Raw genomic sequence first — 18,777 nt, 5'->3', positions numbered from 1 at the left:
TCTGATAAGCGTAGCGCTATCAGGTATTACGGGGGATAGAGATTACCTATACAGATCTTTTACATCTTCCCGGCATCCGCTTCTAACCCCTTGTGCTATCATTCGCACCTTTGGAGCGCCTGCATTATGCAGGCGCGCTTATCAATTGCTGTCTGACTTCAGCGAAATAACAAGAACTTGTGGTGACAGATGACCAGTAGCTATCTGCATTTTCCGGATTTCGATCCGGTCATTTTCTCAATCGGACCCGTCGCGCTTCACTGGTACGGCTTAATGTATTTGGTGGGGTTTATTTTCGCGATGTGGCTGGCGACGCGCCGCGCGAATCGTCCGGGCAGTGGCTGGACCAAAAATGAAGTAGAAAACTTACTGTATGCGGGCTTCCTCGGGGTTTTCCTCGGTGGGCGTATTGGTTACGTACTGTTCTATAACTTCCCGTTATTCCTCGATAATCCCCTGTATCTGTTCCGCGTCTGGGACGGCGGTATGTCCTTCCACGGTGGACTTATCGGTGTGATCCTGGTGATGATCATCTTCGCCAAACGCACTAAGCGTTCGTTCTTCCAGGTTTCTGATTTCATTGCCCCGCTGATTCCGTTTGGCTTGGGTGCAGGGCGTCTGGGCAACTTTATCAACGGTGAGCTGTGGGGACGCGTTGACCCGAACTTCAAGTACGCCATGCTGTTCCCCGGCTCCCGTACCGAAGATATTATACTGCTGCAAACTAACCCGCAATGGCAGTCTATTTTTGATACCTACGGTTCGCTGCCACGCCACGCCTCACAGCTTTATGAGATGGCGTTGGAAGGCGTTGTGCTGTTTATCATTCTGAACTTGTACATTCGCAAACCGCGCCCGATGGGTTCGGTATCCGGTCTGTTCCTGATTGGTTATGGCGCGTTTCGTATTATTGTTGAATTCTTCCGCCAGCCGGATGCGCAGTTTACCGGCACCTGGGTACAGTACATCAGCATGGGGCAGATCCTCTCTATCCCGATGATTGTCGCAGGCATTATTATGATGGTTTGGGCGTACCGCCGCAGCCCACAGCAACACGTTTCCTGAGGAACCATGAAACAGTATTTAGAACTGATGCAAAAAGTGCTGGATGAAGGCACACAGAAAAACGACCGTACCGGAACCGGAACGCTTTCCATTTTTGGTCATCAGATGCGTTTTAATCTGCAGGAAGGGTTCCCGCTGGTTACGACTAAACGCTGCCATTTACGCTCGATCATTCATGAGCTGCTGTGGTTCTTGCAGGGCGATACTAACGTTGCCTACCTGCATGAAAACAACGTCTCAATCTGGGACGAATGGGCGGATGAAAACGGTAATTTAGGCCCGGTTTACGGCAAACAATGGCGCGCGTGGCCTACGCCAGATGGTCGCCATATCGACCAGATCACCACCGTGCTAAACCAGCTGAAAAATGATCCGGACTCTCGCCGCATCATCGTTTCAGCATGGAACGTCGGTGAGCTGGATAAAATGGCGCTGGCACCGTGCCATGCGTTCTTCCAGTTCTACGTGGCGGATGGCAAGCTCTCCTGCCAGCTGTATCAGCGTTCGTGCGATGTGTTCCTCGGCCTGCCGTTTAACATTGCCAGCTACGCTTTGCTGGTACACATGATGGCGCAGCAGTGCGATCTGGAAGTGGGTGATTTTGTCTGGACCGGCGGCGACACGCACCTGTACAGCAACCATATGGATCAAACGCATCTGCAGCTTAGCCGTGAACCGCGCGCGCTGCCGAAACTGGTTATCAAACGTAAGCCTGAATCAATCTTTGACTATCGCTTCGAAGACTTCGAAATTGAAGGCTACGATCCGCACCCGGGTATTAAAGCACCGGTAGCTATCTAACCTGTTTCATGCTGTCACAACCGACGCCCATGTGCGTCGGTTTTTTTGTCTCAAATCGCGTTCTTCGGCGCGGATTCCTGAAATATTGCAACGGCCTGTAACGCGCTAAATATTCCCCATAGCTCGCCGTAGAAACCGAATTTCCCGCTCGTTATTCATTTTCCTCACGCCATACTGGCGACATGAAAAAACAACAAGGTTACACGCTTCTCGAAACCCTGATTGCGATGCTGATTGTCGCGGCGCTTGGTGCATCTGGGCTGTATGGTTGGCAGCGCTGGCAGCAGCAACAGCGGCTGTGGCAGACCGCCTGCCAGGTGCGGGACTACCTGCTGCAACTGCGTGAAGATGCTAACTGGCGTAACCGCGATCACGTGATAAGCATGATTCGGGATGGCACATCATGGTGTTTTGTCAGCTCTGCGGCTTCGCAAACCACGTGCCGACCCGTTTCGTCTTTGGTTTTTACACCACCCAGGGACGACGTCGAAATGGCAGAGATAACACCTTCACTGGCCTTTTTTGGACTGCGCAATACGGCATGGGCCGGACATATACGCCTGAAAAATGCGACTGGGGAATGGCGCGTGGTGGTGTCTGGCTGGGGGCGAGTTAGGCTTTGCGAGAGTGATGAGGCCAGATTATGTCAGTAAACGAACGGGGGTTTTCACTGCTGGAGATGCTCATTGCCATGGCGATTAGCAGTATTTTATTGCTTAGCTCAGCACGATTTTTACCGGCGCTACAGCGAGAGATTCTGCGTAACACGCGCCAGTTAGTACTGGAAGATGAAATATGGCAGCGGGTCTACACCGTGGCGAAGCATCTTCAGCGGGCGGGGTATTGCCGGGGAAACTGTGTCGGAGAGGGACTGGTGATATCGGCTAAGGGAGACTGTGTTATTGCCCGCTGGGATGCCAACAGCAATGGCGTTTGGGAAAGCGGTCCCGTGAAAGAGGCTGATTCTATTGGGTTTCGTTTACAGGACAAGGTGTTGGAAACCGTGCGTGGAGCCACCGGCTGCACTGGCAAAGGATGGGACAAAATGACCGATCCGGCCACGATGCAGATTGAGGCATTCCAGGTTGAAAGGCTGAATTTCAGCGGATATTCCCCGCTTCTTACGCTGCGTTTGCGTGGAGTGAGCAATGACCAACCACAAAAAGTTGTTGAAGCGGTCTACAGCGTTACGGGATTCAACCTGTGAACCGTGAGAGAGGCGTATCCTCTCTGGCAATGGTCCTGTTGCTGCTGGTGCTCGGTAGTCTGCTGCTGCAAGGCGTTAGCAGACAGGAGGCCAGTTTTGCTGCGCGTGTGGTCACACAAAGTCAGGCGCTGCAGCGTCAGGCGGTAGTGCAATCCGCGATGGAATGGGGGCGTACGCAGCCCTGGCGCTTACAACCCGCCGTACAGTGTCGGCGCGATCCCACGCAGGATGCCGCGGTTTGCCTGCGCCTGCTTACCAATAATTTTGTTCTGCTTATTGCCCACAATGAAGGGATATCGTTATGGCGTCAGGGGGTGGTTATTGATGGCAACATAGAATTCTCGGCGCGTGGCTGGAGCGATTTTTGTCCGCTAAAGGAGCAGACGTTATGCCAGATCCCCTGAACAGAGAGCGTGGCTTTAGTCTGCCGGAAGTGATGCTGGCAATGGTACTAATGGTAATGATTGTGACCGCGTTGTCAGGATACCAGCGGGTGCTAATGAACAGCTTTATCATCAGAAACCAGTATCAGCAACTCTGGCGCCACGCCTGGCAGCAAACCCAGCTGTACCCGTTTTCATCGCCTGTGAACTGGCAGGTTAACCGAATGCAGACAACGAGAGCGGGATGTGTCAGCATCAACGTTATAATTTCTTCACCCCTCGGCAGGCAGGGTCAGATGACGCGTCTGCATTGCCCGAATCGTCAGTAGTCAGGAGTCGCTATGTTAAGGGTCTACCACTCCAACCGTCTGGATGTGCTGGAAGCGTTAATGGAATTTATCGTTGAGCGCGAGCGGCTGGACGACCCCTTTGAACCTGAGATGATCCTGGTTCAAAGTACCGGTATGGCGCAGTGGCTACAAATGACTCTTGCACAGAAGTTTAGTATTGCCGCCAATATCGATTTTCCGCTGCCCGCGAGCTTTATCTGGGATATGTTTGTGCGCGTGCTGCCGGATATCCCGAAAGAGAGTGCGTTCAGCAAACAGAGCATGAGCTGGAAGTTGATGACGCTGTTGCCACAATTGCTGGATAGCGATGACTTCGCATTGCTACGCCACTATCTGACGGACGACACTGATAAACGTAAGCTTTTTCAGCTTTCCTCGCGCGCGGCTGACCTTTTCGACCAGTATTTAGTCTACCGCCCTGACTGGTTGACCCAATGGGAAGCGGGGCGTCTGGTTGAGGGACTCGGCGAGTCTCAGGCCTGGCAGGCACCGTTGTGGAAAGCGCTGGTGGAATACACCGCGGAATTGGGCCAACCGCGCTGGCATCGTGCCAATTTATACCAACGATTTATTCAGACGTTGGAAAACGCGTCCGAGTGCCCACAGGGACTGCCTTCTCGGGTCTTTATTTGCGGTATTTCGGCGCTACCGCCGGTTTACCTGCAGGCCCTGCAGGCGCTGGGTAAGCACATTGATATTCATCTGCTGTTTACCAACCCTTGTCGCTACTACTGGGGGGATATTAAAGATCCGGCCTGGCTGGCGAAGCTGATGGCACGTCAGCGTCGGCACAGCTTTGAAGAACGGCATCTGCCGCTGTTTCGTGATAATCAGAAAGCCGAAGGATTATTTAACAGCGATGGCGAACAGGATGTGGGCAACCCGATGCTGGCCTCGTGGGGCAAGCTGGGGCGTGATTACATTTATTTGCTTTCGGAGCTGGAAAACAGTCAGGAACTGGATGCGTTTGTCGACATTACGCCTGACAACCTTTTGCATAATATTCAATCGGATATTCTGGAACTTGAAAGTCATGCCGTGGCGGGCGTTACGCTGGAAGAATATTCCCGTAGCGACAATAAACGCCGGCTTGAGCTGAACGACACCAGCGTGACTTTCCATGTCTGCCATAGCCCACAGCGCGAGGTGGAAATTCTTCATGACCGGCTTTTGGCCATGCTGGAAGCGGACCCAACGCTGACACCGCGCGATATTATCGTGATGGTGGCGGACATCGACAGCTACAGCCCATTCATTCAGTCGGTCTTTGGTAGCGCGCCAGCCGAGCGTTACTTACCTTATGCGATATCTGACCGTCGGGCACGCCAGTCTCATCCCGTCTTAGAGGCCTTTATCAGCCTGCTGTCGCTGCCGGATAGCCGTTTTGTCTCAGAGGATGTCCTGGCGTTACTGGATGTTCCCGTGCTGGCGGCGCGTTTCAACATTGATGAAGAAGGGTTGCGCTATCTTCGTTTATGGGTCAATGAATCCGGGATTCGTTGGGGAATTGACGACGATAACGTGCGTGAACTGGAACTTCCACCTACAGGTCAGCATACCTGGCAATTTGGTTTAACGCGTATGCTGCTCGGCTACGCGATGGAAAGCTCGCAGGGCGAGTGGCAATCGGTATTGCCTTACGATGAGTCCAGCGGCCTGATTGCCGAGCTGGTAGGGCATCTGGCCTCGTTGCTGATGCAGCTTAATCTCTGGCGTAGAGGGTTAGCACAGGAACGACCGCTGGAAGAGTGGCTACCCGTTTGTCGGGAAATGCTTAATGATTTCTTCCTACCGGACGCGGACACCGAAGCGGCAATGACGCTGATTGAACAGCAGTGGCAGGCCATTATTACCGAAGGTTTAGGGGCCGAGTACGGCGATGCTATACCGCTCTCTCTGTTGCGTGATGAGCTAGCCCAGCGCCTTGACCAGGAACGCATCAGCCAGCGCTTCCTGGCGGGGCCCGTTAACATTTGTACGCTGATGCCGATGCGCTCCATTCCGTTCAAAGTGGTGTGCCTGCTGGGTATGAACGATGGGATTTATCCGCGTCAACTTGCGCCGCTGGGCTTTGATTTAATGAGCCAAAAACCGATGCGGGGCGATCGCAGTCGTCGCGATGATGACCGCTATCTGTTCCTCGAAGCATTAATTTCGGCACAGCAGACGCTCTACATCAGCTACATTGGCCGCTCTATTCAGGATAACAGCGAGCGCTTCCCGTCGGTGCTGGTGCAAGAACTGATGGACTACATCGGGCAAAGCCACTACCTGCCGGGCGATGAATCGTTGACCTGCGATCAAAGCGAGGCAAGGGTAAAAGCGCACATAACCCGTTTGCATACCCGTATGCCCTTTGATGCACAAAACTATTTGCCGGGCGAACAGCAAAGCTATGCCCGGGAATGGCTGCCTGCGGCGAGTCTGTCAGGAAAAGCGCACACGGATTTTGTGCAGCCTCTTCCCTTTGAAATGCCAGAAACGCTAACGCTGGAAACGCTGCAGCGATTTTGGGCACATCCGGTACGCGCCTTTTTCCAGATGCGTTTAAGGGTCAACTTCCGCTCTGAAGAGAGTGAGATCCCGGATACGGAACCTTTCACTCTTGAAGGGTTGACCCGCTACCAGCTTAATCAGCAATTGCTTAATACGCTGGTTGAAGAGAACGATGCTGAACGACTGTTCCGCCGTTTTCGTGCGGCGGGCGCGCTACCCTATGGGCCGTTTGGCGAAATTCTGTGGGATACGCAGCGTCAGGAAATGCAGTCGCTGGCTGAACGCATTATCGCCTGTCGTCAGCCCTGTCAGAGCATGGAAATCGATCTTAACTGTCACGGCGTGCAAATCACCGGCTGGCTGCCGCAGGTGCAAGAGGACGGTTTGTTGCGCTGGCGCCCATCTTTGATAAGCATTGCGCAGGGTGTGCAACTTTGGCTGGAACATCTTGTCTATTGTGCCAGTGGCGGTAGGGGAGAGAGCCGATTGTTCCTGCGTAAAGACGGAGAATGGCGTTTTCCGCCGCTGGATGCAGAACAGGCGCTGCTGTACCTGTCGCAACTCATTGAGGGGTATCGGGAAGGCATGTCGTCACCGTTGCTGGTATTACCCGAAAGCGGTGGTGCATGGATAAAAACCTGTTATGACGCCGCAAATGATGCCATGTTAGATGACGATGCAACGTTGCAAAAAGCGCGCAGTAAGTTTCTGCAAGCCTATGAAGGCAACATGATGGTACGTGGCGAAGGTGATGATATCTGGTATCAGCGTCTTTGGCGTCAACTGGATGCTGATACGCAGGAGGCTATTGTTTTACAGTCTCAGCGCTACCTGTTACCGATTTTTCGCTTTAATCAGTCATGATGATTGTATAAAAATTGCGCAATTCGATGGCTTCCACTATGATGCGCATTCTGTCACGGACTGATTCTTACAAAGAGAAGATGCTGGCTCGTTCAGCACATAGTCTTGCCCTGTTCAGATCACGTATTTATGCGTGGTTTGTAGTGAACAGGTGAATTCGTTAATGATGAGGTTTGTGAATGCCCCGCAGCACCTGGTTCAGCGCATTACTGTTGTTCGTCGCCCTTTGGGTTCCCGTAAGTCAGGCAGATACCGGTTGGCAGCCTTTAGCTGAAACCATCCGTAAAAGCGATAAAGACACCCGTCAGTATCAGGCCGTGCGCCTTGATAACGGCATGGTTGTGCTGCTGGTATCCGATCCTCAGGCCGTGAAATCCCTTTCTGCACTGGTAGTCCCCGTGGGCTCGCTGGAAGATCCGGACGATCATCAGGGGCTGGCGCACTATCTCGAACACATGTGTCTGATGGGCTCGAAAAAATACCCGCAGCCGGACAGCCTGGCTGAATTCCTGAAAATGCACGGCGGTAGCCACAATGCCAGCACTGCGCCTTATCGTACGGCCTTCTATCTTGAAGTCGAAAACGACGCGCTGGTGGGGGCGGTGGATCGCCTGGCGGATGCTATTGCCGATCCATTGCTGGATAAAAAATATGCCGACCGCGAGCGTAACGCGGTTAACTCCGAGCTGACGCTGGCGCGTACCCGAGACGGGATGCGTATGGCGCAGGTGAGCGCTGAGACGATCAACCCGGCGCACCCAGGTTCGCGTTTCTCTGGCGGGAATCTTGAGACATTAAGCGATAAACCGGGCAACCCGGTGCTGCAAGCATTACAAAAATTTCATGAAAAGTACTACTCTGCGAACCTGATGAAGGCGGTGATTTATAGCAATAAACCGCTGCCAGAGCTGGCGCGGATAGCGGCTGACACCTTTGGGCGCGTACCGAACAGGAATATCGCAAAGCCTGAGATTACCGTCCCGGTCGTCACTGATGCGCAAAAGGGCATCATCATCCACTATGTTCCGGCAATGCCGCGTAAAGTATTGCGCGTCGAGTTTCGTATCGATAACAACAGCGCGCAGTTCCGCAGTAAAACCGATGAACTGGTGACCTACCTGATTGGCAATCGTAGCCCGGGCACGTTGTCTGACTGGCTGCAAAAGCAGGGCCTGGTTGAAGGTATTCGCGCAGACTCCGATCCGGTGGTCAACGGGAACAGCGGCGTATTAGCCATTTCCGCGACGTTAACCGACAAGGGGCTGGCGAACCGCGATGAAGTTGTCGCGGCAATCTTTAGCTACCTCAATTTGTTACGCGAGAAAGGTGTCGATAAACGCTATTTTGACGAGCTGGCGCACGTGCTGGATCTCGATTTCCGTTATCCCTCCATCACCCGTGATATGGACTACGTGGAATGGCTGGCTGATACCATGATCCGCGTTCCCGTCGAGCATACGCTGGATGCGGTGAATATTGCTGACCAGTACGATGCGAAAGCCGTTGAGCAACGTCTGGCAATGATGACGCCGCAGAATGCGCGTATCTGGTATATCAGCGCGAAAGAGCCGCATAATAAAACCGCTTATTTTGTCGATGCGCCTTACCAGGTGGATAAAATCAGCGACAAAACCTTTGCCGACTGGCAGCAAAAAGCGCAGGGCATTGCGCTGTCGTTACCGGAGTTGAACCCCTACATTCCGGATGATTTCACGCTGATTAAGACGGATAAAAAATACGCTCACCCAGAGCTGATCGTTGATGAGCCGGATTTACGTGTGGTGTATGCTCCGAGCCAGTATTTTGCCAGCGAGCCGAAGGCTGACGTCAGCGTGATCCTGCGTAACCCGAAAGCCATGGACAGCGCCCGCAACCAGGTCTTATTCGCACTTAACGATTACCTGGCAGGGATTGCGCTCGATCAGTTAAGTAACCAGGCATCGGTAGGTGGAATTGGTTTCTCTACCAACGCTAACAATGGGTTGATGCTTAACGCCAACGGCTACACCCAACGTTTGCCGCAGCTTTTTCAGGCGCTGCTGAGCGGCTATTTCAGCTATACCTCAACGGACGAACAGCTGGCGCAGGCGAAATCCTGGTATGCCCAGATGATGGATTCCGCAGAAAAGGGTAAAGCTTACGATCAGGCTATTATGCCGGTGCAGATGCTTTCTCAGGTGCCATACTTCTCCCGCGACGAGCGCCGTAAGCTGCTGCCTTCCATCACCCTGAAAGAGGTGATGACCTACCGCGACGCCTTAAAAACCGGTGCGCGACCTGAATTCCTGGTCATTGGCAATATGAGCGAAGCTCAGACGACGAGCATGGCGCGGGATATCCAAAAACAGCTTGGTGCGAACGGATCACAGTGGTGTCGCAACAAAGATGTGGTTGTGGACAAGAAGCAGTCCGTCATCTTTGAAAAAGCAGGCAGCAGCACGGATTCAGCGCTGGCCGCGGTATTTGTGCCAACCGGATACGATGAATACGCCAGTTCAGCCTACAGCGCTATGTTAGGTCAGATTGTTCAGCCGTGGTTCTACAATCAGCTGCGTACTGAAGAACAGTTAGGCTACGCCGTATTTGCTTTCCCGATGAGCGTTGGCCGTCAGTGGGGAATGGGGTTCCTGCTGCAAAGCAGTGATAAGCAGCCGTCTTACCTCTGGGAGCGTTATAAAGCGTTCTTCCCGACGGCGGAAGCGAAGCTGCGGGCGATGAAACCTGAAGAGTTCGCGCAAATTCAGCAGGCGATTATTGCGCAAATGCTGCAGGCGCCGCAAACGCTGGGGGCAGAAGCCTCACAGTTAAGCAAAGATTTTGATCGCGGCAATATGCGCTTCGATTCACGTGATAAAATAGTGGCTCAGATTAAACTGCTGACGCCGCAAAAACTTGCCGACTTCTTCCATCAGGCGGTGGTTGAGCCGCAAGGCATGGCGATATTGTCACAGGTTTCCGGCAGTCAGAATGGGAAAGCAGAATATGTGCACCCGGAAGGCTGGAAAGTGTGGCAGACCGTCAGCGCGTTGCAGCAAACCTTACCCCTGATGAGTGATAAGAATGAATGATGCCGCTGAGTCCCTTGATCCACTGCGCTTGCCCCTGACGGGCGAGCGTCTGATTGAAGCCTCTGCGGGCACCGGTAAAACCTTTACCATCGCCGCCCTGTATTTACGTTTACTGCTTGGACTGGGCGGTTCTGCTGCCTTTCCTCGTCCTCTTACCGTCGAAGAACTGCTGGTGGTCACCTTCACCGAGGCGGCTACCGAAGAGTTGCGCGGTCGAATTCGTAGCAATATTCATGAACTGCGAATTGCCTGCCTGCGTGAAACCACCGACAACCCGCTATATGCCCGTTTGTTAGATGAAATTGCCGATAAAAAACAGGCCGCGCAGTGGCTGCTATTGGCTGAAAGACAGATGGATGAAGCGGCGGTGTTTACCATCCACGGCTTTTGTCAGCGTATGCTCAGTCTCAATGCCTTTGAGTCAGGCATGCTGTTCGAACAGCAACTGATAGAAGATGAATCGCTGCTGCGCTATCAGGCCTGCGCGGACTTCTGGCGTCGGCACTGCTACCCGCTGCCCCGCGACATTGCGCAGGTGGTTTTTGAAACGTGGAAAGGACCGCAAGCGCTGCTGAGAGATATCGATCGCTATCTGCAGGGGGAGGCGCCGGTTATCAAGGCGCCACCGTCTGATGACGAAACGCTAGCCTCCCGGCATGAACAAATTCTCGCACGCATTAACCAGATCAAGCAGCAATGGCGTGATTGTGTTAATGAGCTGGATGGCCTGATTGAGGCCTCCGGAATTGACCGGCGAAAATTTAATCGCGGTAATCAGGGCAAGTGGATCGAAAAGATCAGCGCGTGGGCGCAGGAAGAAACACAAAGTTACCAGCTTCCTGACGCGCTGGAGAAATTCTCACAGCGTTTTTTGGAAGAGCGAACCAAAGCGGGCGGGATAACCCCTCAGCACCCGCTGTTTGTCGCTATTGATGAACTGCTTAGCGAACCGTTAACTCTCCGCGATCTGGTGATCACCCGGGCGCTGGCGGAGATCCGCTCGGCAGTTGCCGAGGAAAAACGTCGCCGCGGCGAGCTGGGTTTTGACGATATGCTCAGCCGTCTGGATGCGGCGTTGCGCAGTGAAAGCGGCGATGCGCTGGCGACGGCTATTCGTACTCGTTTCCCGGTCGCCATGATCGATGAATTCCAGGATACCGATCCGCAGCAGTACCGTATTTTTCGTCGGATCTGGCAGCATCAGCCGGATACCGCACTGCTGCTAATTGGTGATCCGAAACAGGCAATTTACGCGTTTCGCGGCGCGGATATCTTCACCTATATGAAGGCGCGCAGCGAAGTCAGCGCACACTATACGCTTGATACCAACTGGCGTTCGGCCCCCGGCATGGTCAATAGCGTGAATACGCTTTTCAGCCAAATGGACGACGCCTTTATGTTCCGCGAAATCCCTTTCAGCCCGGTAAAATCCGCAGAAAAAAACCAGGCGTTACGGTTTGTTTTGCACGGCGAAACGCAGCCAGCTATGAGTATGTGGCTGATGGAAGGAGAAAGTTGCGGCGTAGGCGATTATCAGAGCTACATGGCCCAGGTGTGCGCCACACAAATTCGCGACTGGCTTAAGGCTGGGCATTCTGGCGCTGCGCAACTGGTCAGTGGCAAAGTATCCAGCCCGGTACGCGCGTCGGACATCAGCGTACTGGTGCGTAGCCGCCAGGAGGCGGCGCTGGTCCGTGATGCGCTGACGCAACTGGCCATTCCCTCTGTCTACCTCTCCAACCGTGACAGCGTATTTGAAACACTGGAAGCGCAGGAGTTGCTATGGGTGCTGCAGGCGGTGATGACGCCGGAACGTGAGAACACGTTGCGTAGCGCGCTGGCGACCTCAATGATGGGGCTGAATGCGCAGGATATTGAAGCGTTAAATACCGACGAGAATGCCTGGGATGCGGTGGTCGAAGAATTCGACGGCTATCGTCAGATCTGGCATAAACGCGGCGTGATGCCGATGCTACGTGCGCTGATGACGGCTCGACAGATTGCAGAGAACCTGCTGGCGACGGCGGGAGGCGAACGTCGACTGACCGACATTTTACATATCAGCGAACTGTTGCAGGAAGCGGGCTCGCAGCTGGAAAGCGAGCATGCGCTGGTGCGCTGGTTGTCCCAGCATATTCTTGAACCCGACAGCAACGCGTCCAGCCAGCAGCTCAGGCTGGAAAGCGACAAGCATCTGGTCAAAATCGTCACCATCCATAAATCGAAAGGGCTGGAGTATCCGCTGGTCTGGCTGCCGTTTATTACCAATTTCCGCGTTCAGGATCAGGCTTTCTACCACGATCGTAGCTCTTTTGAAGCCGTGCTGGATCTCAGCGATGCTGAGGAGAGCGTTGAGCTAGCCGAAGCAGAGCGTCTGGCGGAAGACCTGCGTTTGCTGTATGTCGCGCTAACCCGTTCGGTATGGCATTGCAGCCTTGGCGTTGCGCCGTTGGTGCGACGTCGGGGCGATAAAAAAGGGGATACCGATGTGCATCAGAGTGCACTTGGTCGCCTGTTGCAAAAAGGTGAGCCGATGGATGCCGTGGGTCTGCGTAGCGCGATTGAAGCGCTTTGTAGCAACGATATTGCTTGCCAGACTCCCGCGCAGCCTGACGGTGAACCCTGGCAGGTTGCGCAGGCCGTTAGCAGCGAACTGAGTGCTAAAATACTGCAGCGTAAGCCCGGCGATAGCTGGCGCGTGACCAGTTATTCCGGTCTGCAACAGCGTGGACAGGGTATCGCGCAGGATCTGATCCCACGACTGGATATCGATGCCACAGGCGTCGGCGAGGTTATTGAAGAGTCAGGACTTACACCGCATCAGTTCCCGCGCGGCGCTTCGCCGGGTACGTTCTTGCATAGCCTGTTTGAAGACCTCGATTTTACGCAACCGGTGGATCCGCATTGGGTCGAGGAGCAACTGGCGTTGGGCGGTTATGACGCACACTGGACGCCGATTTTGACCGAATGGCTGGACGCCATTTTGCAGGCGCCTCTCAACGAGACTGGCGTGAGTTTGAGCCAGCTATCCGCGCGTGAAAAACAGGTGGAGATGGAGTTTTATCTGCCGATTTCGCAGCCGTTGATGGCCAACCAGCTTGATGCGTTAATTCGCCAATACGATCCGCTCTCGGCGGGGTGCCCTGCGTTGGACTTTATGCAGGTTCGCGGCATGCTGAAAGGCTTTATTGACCTGGTATTTCGCCACCAGGGGCGTTATTACCTGCTCGATTACAAATCGAACTGGCTGGGTGAAGACAGCTCCGCCTATACGCAGCAGGCAATGGCCTCTGCCATGCAGGCGCATCGCTACGACCTTCAATACCAACTTTATACCCTCGCGCTGCATCGCTACTTACGCCATCGCATTGCTGATTACGATTATGAACGCCATTTTGGCGGCGTTATCTATCTCTTCCTGCGCGGCGTTGACAGTGAAAATCCGCAGCAGGGAATTTACGCGACCCGACCTGACGGAGAGTTGATTGCGTTGATGGACGAGATGTTTGCCGGTGCGGTGCAGGAGACGATGCTATGACAATCCAGAAACGATTTCTGGAGGCTGTTGAGCAAAAACAGCTCCGGCCTCTGGATGCTCAGTTCGCGCTGGCGGTTGCCGGAAGTGACAACCCTGCCGTTGCGCTGGCTGCGGCGTTGCTCAGTCGTGAAGCGGGAGAAGGGCACGTCTGCTTACCGCTTTCACGGTTATCTCTGAGCGAGGACGCGCATCCTCTGTTAAGCGCCTGGCTCGCTGAAACGGGCGAGCCAGAAGACTGGGCGGAATGTCTGCTGGCTTCCAGTGCGGTAAGCCGTGGCGAGCAACCCACGCCGCTGGTGCTGTACGGCGATCGCTTGTATCTGAACCGGATGTGGCACAACGAACGTACGGTGGCTCGCTTTTTCAGTGAAGTGAACCACGCCATTGAAGTGGATGAACAACGGCTGACCCACACGCTGGCGGCGCTGTTTCCGCCATCGGAGGGGGTTAACTGGCAAAAAGTAGCCGCTGCTGTTGCGCTCACCCGCCGGATATCGGTGATCTCAGGCGGACCGGGGACGGGAAAAACGACAACGGTCGCAAGGCTGCTGGCGGCGTTGATTCAAATGGCCGACGGTGAGCGCTGTCGTATTCGACTGGCGGCGCCAACGGGAAAAGCGGCTGCGCGCCTGACCGCCTCACTGGGAGCGGCGCTACGAGAGCTACCGCTAACCGATGAGCAAAAGAAACGCATCCCCGATGACGCCAGTACGCTGCATCGATTATTAGGCGCTCAGCCTGGCAGTCAGCGCCTGCGTCATCATGCGGGAAACCCGCTGCATTTGGATGTGCTGGTGGTGGATGAAGCCTCGATGATTGATTTACCGATGATGTCGCGACTTATCGATGCGCTGCCGCCGCACGGACGGGTGATTTTTCTGGGCGATCGCGACCAGCTCGCTTCCGTCGAAGCGGGGGCCGTGCTGGGGGATATCTGTGCTTTCGTCGGTGACGGGTTTACCCCGGAACGCGCCCGCCAGCTCAGTCGCCTGACCGGGAGCGCTATTCCTGCCGGGTCGGGAATTCAGGCAGCAGCGTTGCGCGACAGTCTGTGCCTGCTGCAAAAAAGCTACCGTTTCGGCAGCGATTCCGGAATCGGTCAGTTGGCTGCGGCGATTAATCGCGGCGACAAAACTGCGATAAAAACGGTGTTCCAGCAGGGATTTAGCGACATCGAAAAACGCACGCTACACAGCAGCGAGGATTATGCCGCGATGCTGGATGAGGCGCTGGCGGGATATGGGCACTACCTGGATTTGTTGCACGAGGGTGCGGAGCCGGGGGCTGTCATTCAGGCCTTCAATGAGTATCAACTGCTATGCGCCCTGCGGGAAGGTCCGTTTGGCGTTAGTGGTTTGAATGAACGCATTGAGCAGGTGATGGCGCAAAAACGTAAAATTCATCGTTCGACGCATAGCCGCTGGTATGAGGGAAGGCCGGTGATGATCGCGCGCAATGACAGTTCGCTGGGATTATTTAACGGTGATATCGGCATTGCCCTCGATCGTGGACAGGGCCTGAGGGTGTGGTTTGCGTTGCCGGATGGTTCTATCAAATCGGTGCAGCCCAGCCGCTTGCCTGAACATGAAACCACCTGGGCAATGACGGTGCACAAATCGCAGGGATCTGAGTTTGATCACGCGGCGTTGATTTTACCCAGCCAGCATTCACCCGTGGTTACCCGCGAGCTGGTCTATACCGCCGTTACCCGCGCGCGTCGCCGCCTGTCGCTGTATGCCGATGAGCGGATATTGAGCCACGCCATTGCCACCCGCACTGAACGCCGCAGCGGACTGTCAGCATTATTTAATGACGGCATGATGTAGATGTAGGCCGGATAAGCGTCAGCGCCATCCGGCCTAAAAAAGATGTGCCAGCGATGTAGGCCGGATAAGGCAGTTATGCCGCATCCGGCAACCACTCCTATGCCAAATCCGCCATCAGCACTTTTGACCGCCGCTGATAGTTGTACATCTCTTTCTTGCTTTCCGGCAGCAGGTCGATATCCACCGGCGTGAAGCCGCGCTCCTGGAACCAGTGGATGCTGCGTGTGGTTAACACAAACAGCTTGCTCAACCCCATTTGCCGGGCCTGCGCGGCGATTCGTTCCAGCAACACTTCCCCGCGTGACGAGCTACGGTAGTCCGGATGCACTGCTACACACGCCATTTCGCCAATTCTCTCTTCCGGGAAAGGGTACAGAGCGGCACAGGCGATGGTCAGGTTATCACGCTGAATAATCGTGAATTTGTCGATCTCCATTTCCAACTGCTCGCGCGAGCGGCGCACCAGAATACCTTGCTGCTCCAGCGGGCGGATAAGCTCCAGAATCCCGCCGATATCGTTAATGGTAGCGCGACGGATCTGCTCGGCGCTTTCCATTACGATCTGCGTACCGATCCCGTCGCGGGAGAACAGTTCCTGCAGCAATGCACCATCTTCCTGATAACTGATCAGATGGCAGCGACGTACGCCACTGCGACAGGCCTTCACTGCCCCACGCAGGAAGCGCACCGTGCCGGAGCTGTAATCGCCTTTCTCTTCCTGCAACTCAACGCGAGCCTGGGCTTCGTTAGGAAACAGCTCGGAGATAATATCGCCATCATCGTTGGTGACACCCTGAGACGAGCAAAAGCCGATCATTTTCTCGGCCTTCAGTTTGATAGCCAACTGCGTGGCGACCTCTTCTGACGTCAGGTTAAAACTCTCACCGGTGACGGAAACGGCGACCGGGCCCATCAGCACAATCGCGCCGCTATCTAACTGGCGGTGAATGGCATCTTCATCGATGCGACGAATTCGCCCGCTATGGCAGTAATCTACGCCGTCATCAACGCCCAGCGGCTGGGAGATAATAAAATTGCCGCTGACCACATTGATGTGTGCACCCTGCAATGGCGTATTATTCAGGCTCATCGACAAGCGGGCGGTAATATCAAGCTGAAGTAAACCCGCAGCCTGTTTGACCAGCTCCAGCGTTTTAGCGTCGGTGACGCGCGTATTTTTGTGGTACACCGGTTCATGATGATGTGCCGCAAGATTGGCATCAATCTGCGGTCGTGCGCCATAGACCACGACCAGGCGGATGCCGAGGCTATGAAGAAGCCCAATGTCATTGACGATACTGGAAAAGTTTTCATGCTCGATGGCTTCGCCGCCCAGCATAATGACAAACGTTTTTCCCCGATGGGTATTGATATAGGGAACAGAATGGCGGAATCCCTGTACCAGTTCGGTTCTACGCTCCTTCACCACGGCACACCCTCATTGCATGATTATTCGTAATTTGTGTATTTTTATTCTGTTTTTGCGCTGTGCGCAAGCGTAATTTTTACCCATGCCGAAGATTTTTCTCAGTAATGCCGTGAATATAAAAAGAATGTTTACCCTTTTATAGATGACAGATTATGCGTCATTCGCTAAAGTTTCCGGTCAATTCGGACGTTTTACGTATTACCTCTAAAAAAGATTTCTTTGCTCGGGAGAAGCATGTCGGGATCCAATTCAGCAATCAGTCGCCGCCGTTTATTGAAAGGTGCGGGTGCTATGTGGCTTTTGAGCGTCAGCCAGGTGGGTCTGGCGGCCGTGAGTCAGGTCGTTGCCGTACGTATCTGGCCTGCGTCCAGCTACACTCGCGTCACGGTAGAATCTAACCGTCTGCTGAAATACAAACAGTTTGCCCTGAGTAATCCTGAGCGTGTGGTTGTGGATATTGAAGACGTTAATTTGAACTCGGTGCTCAAGGGCATTGGGACGCAGATTCGTCCTGACGATCCGTATATTAAGTCGGCGCGCGTTGGCCAGTTTGATCCTAAGACCGTGCGGATGGTGTTCGAGCTGAAACAGAATGTGAAGCCGCAACTTTTTGCGCTGGCTCCGGTGGCAGGCTTTAAAGAACGTCTGGTAATGGATCTCTATCCCGCGAATGCCCAGGACGTTCAGGATCCGCTGCTGGCATTGCTGGAAGATTACAACAAGGGCGATCTGGATAAACAGGTGCCACCTGCACAAAGTGGCCCGCAGCCGGGTAAAGCGGGGCGCGATCGTCCCATTGTCATTATGCTGGATCCAGGCCACGGCGGAGAAGACTCCGGTGCGGTGGGGAAATACAAGACGCGTGAAAAGGATGTGGTGCTGCAGATTGCCCGCCGCCTGCGAGCCCTCATTGAGAAAGAGGGCAACATGAAGGTCTTTATGACACGAAATGAAGATATTTTCATTCCGCTTAAAGTCCGCGTGGCGAAAGCGCAGAAGCAGCGTGCTGACCTGTTTGTCTCTATTCACGCTGATGCCTTTACCAGTCGACAACCCAGCGGTTCGTCGGTGTTTGCGCTCTCGACCAAAGGTGCGACCAGTACCGCCGCGAAATATCTGGCGCAGACCCAGAACGCCTCGGATCTCATTGGTGGCGTCAGTAAGAGCGGTGACCGCTACGTCGACCACACCATGTTCGACATGGTGCAGTCGCTGACCATCGCCGACAGCCTGAAGTTTGGTAAAGCGGTATTGAACAAGCTTGGCAAAATCAACAATCTGCACAAGAACCAGGTTGAACAGGCCGGGTTTGCGGTACTAAAAGCGCCGGATATCCCGTCTATTCTGGTCGAAACGGCATTTATCAGTAACGTTGAGGAAGAGCGCAAACTCAAAACGGCGACCTTCCAGCAGGAAGTTGCAGAGTCGATTCTGGCAGGGATTAAAGCCTACTTTGCCGATGGGGCGACGCTGGCGAGAAGGGGATAACAAAAAAGCGCTGAAAAGCGCTTTTTTTATGGGCGACAGAAACAAAAAAACACCTGTTAAGGTGTTTAATGTGTTGGTTGCGGGGGCCGGATTTGAACCGACGACCTTCGGGTTATGAGCCCGACGAGCTACCAGGCTGCTCCACCCCGCGTCACCGTACTGCTTATATTTTATCAAATTTGATTGGTTGCGGGGGCCAGATTTGAACTGACGACCTTCGGGTTATGAGCCCGACGAGCTACCAGGCTGCTCCACCCCGCGT

The 18,777-nt window shown here is 54.2% G+C and carries 12 protein-coding genes and 2 tRNA genes; 11 read left to right on the top strand and 3 right to left on the bottom strand.

Features of this window, described 5'->3' with window-relative positions:
* The first annotated feature begins 189 nt into the window (after nucleotides 1–189).
* The 10 genes from lgt (at nucleotide 190) to recD (ending at nucleotide 15,598) form a co-directional block, all read left to right on the top strand.
* Entirely contained in the window at nucleotides 190–1,065 is an 876-nt protein-coding gene (gene lgt, locus OGY04_RS15750) for a prolipoprotein diacylglyceryl transferase (protein WP_286585603.1), read from the top strand.
* 6 nt (nucleotides 1,066–1,071) lie between these two features.
* Nucleotides 1,072–1,866: a thymidylate synthase gene (gene thyA, locus OGY04_RS15745; protein WP_003033990.1), complete on the top strand. Its 795-nt coding sequence runs from the start codon at nucleotides 1,072–1,074 to the stop codon at nucleotides 1,864–1,866.
* Nucleotides 1,867–2,048: 182 nt separating this feature from the next.
* On the top strand, nucleotides 2,049–2,519 hold the full coding sequence (locus OGY04_RS15740; protein ID WP_286585602.1) for a prepilin peptidase-dependent protein: 471 nt from the start codon (nucleotides 2,049–2,051) through the stop codon (nucleotides 2,517–2,519).
* Nucleotides 2,510–3,073: a prepilin peptidase-dependent protein gene (locus OGY04_RS15735; protein ID WP_111465052.1), complete on the top strand. Its 564-nt coding sequence runs from the start codon at nucleotides 2,510–2,512 to the stop codon at nucleotides 3,071–3,073. Before OGY04_RS15740 ends, OGY04_RS15735 begins: the two co-directional genes overlap by 10 nt.
* On the top strand, nucleotides 3,070–3,477 hold the full coding sequence (locus OGY04_RS15730; protein ID WP_286585600.1) for a DUF2509 family protein: 408 nt from the start codon (nucleotides 3,070–3,072) through the stop codon (nucleotides 3,475–3,477). The genes OGY04_RS15735 and OGY04_RS15730 overlap by 4 nt, the downstream gene beginning before the upstream one ends.
* Nucleotides 3,462–3,785, top strand: a complete 324-nt coding sequence (locus tag OGY04_RS15725; protein ID WP_286585598.1) for a prepilin-type N-terminal cleavage/methylation domain-containing protein — start codon at nucleotides 3,462–3,464, stop codon at nucleotides 3,783–3,785. The genes OGY04_RS15730 and OGY04_RS15725 overlap by 16 nt, the downstream gene beginning before the upstream one ends.
* Before the next feature lie 12 nt (nucleotides 3,786–3,797).
* Nucleotides 3,798–7,166, top strand: a complete 3,369-nt coding sequence (gene recC, locus OGY04_RS15720; RefSeq protein ID WP_286585596.1) for an exodeoxyribonuclease V subunit gamma — start codon at nucleotides 3,798–3,800, stop codon at nucleotides 7,164–7,166.
* A gap of 179 nt (nucleotides 7,167–7,345) precedes the next feature.
* Complete coding sequence (ptrA, locus tag OGY04_RS15715; RefSeq protein ID WP_100271953.1) at nucleotides 7,346–10,234, top strand: pitrilysin; 2,889 nt, start codon at nucleotides 7,346–7,348, stop codon at nucleotides 10,232–10,234.
* Nucleotides 10,227–13,772 carry an exodeoxyribonuclease V subunit beta gene (recB, locus tag OGY04_RS15710; RefSeq protein WP_286585594.1) on the top strand — a complete coding sequence of 1,182 codons (3,546 nt, stop codon included), beginning with the start codon at nucleotides 10,227–10,229 and terminating at the stop codon, nucleotides 13,770–13,772. The genes ptrA and recB overlap by 8 nt, the downstream gene beginning before the upstream one ends.
* Nucleotides 13,769–15,598 (top strand): exodeoxyribonuclease V subunit alpha, encoded by a 1,830-nt coding sequence (gene recD / locus OGY04_RS15705; protein WP_286585592.1) that lies wholly within the window; start codon nucleotides 13,769–13,771, stop codon nucleotides 15,596–15,598. Before recB ends, recD begins: the two co-directional genes overlap by 4 nt.
* A gap of 97 nt (nucleotides 15,599–15,695) precedes the next feature.
* Here recD and argA read toward each other — a convergent pair whose 3' ends face one another.
* A complete protein-coding gene (gene argA, locus OGY04_RS15700; protein WP_003034012.1) occupies nucleotides 15,696–17,027 on the bottom strand; it encodes an amino-acid N-acetyltransferase in 1,332 nt (443 codons plus the stop codon).
* Between the two features lie 234 nt (nucleotides 17,028–17,261).
* On the opposite strand from argA, the gene amiC reads away from it, so the two are divergent.
* On the top strand, nucleotides 17,262–18,515 hold the full coding sequence (gene amiC / locus OGY04_RS15695; RefSeq protein WP_003034016.1) for an N-acetylmuramoyl-L-alanine amidase AmiC: 1,254 nt from the start codon (nucleotides 17,262–17,264) through the stop codon (nucleotides 18,513–18,515).
* A gap of 74 nt (nucleotides 18,516–18,589) precedes the next feature.
* Here the strand turns inward: amiC and OGY04_RS15690 are convergent.
* Together OGY04_RS15690 and OGY04_RS15685 are read right to left on the bottom strand one after the other, a co-directional pair.
* Nucleotides 18,590–18,666, bottom strand: a tRNA-Met gene (locus OGY04_RS15690).
* A 33-nt stretch (nucleotides 18,667–18,699) separates the two neighbouring features.
* Nucleotides 18,700–18,776: transfer RNA gene (locus OGY04_RS15685), tRNA-Met, on the bottom strand.
* Nucleotide 18,777 lies beyond the last annotated feature (1 nt).

This window comes from Citrobacter sp. Cpo091 (genome assembly GCF_030332645.1).
GTDB classification, from domain to species: Bacteria; Pseudomonadota; Gammaproteobacteria; order Enterobacterales; family Enterobacteriaceae; genus Citrobacter; species Citrobacter portucalensis.
This window is presented reverse-complemented; position numbering and strand designations above follow the sequence as displayed.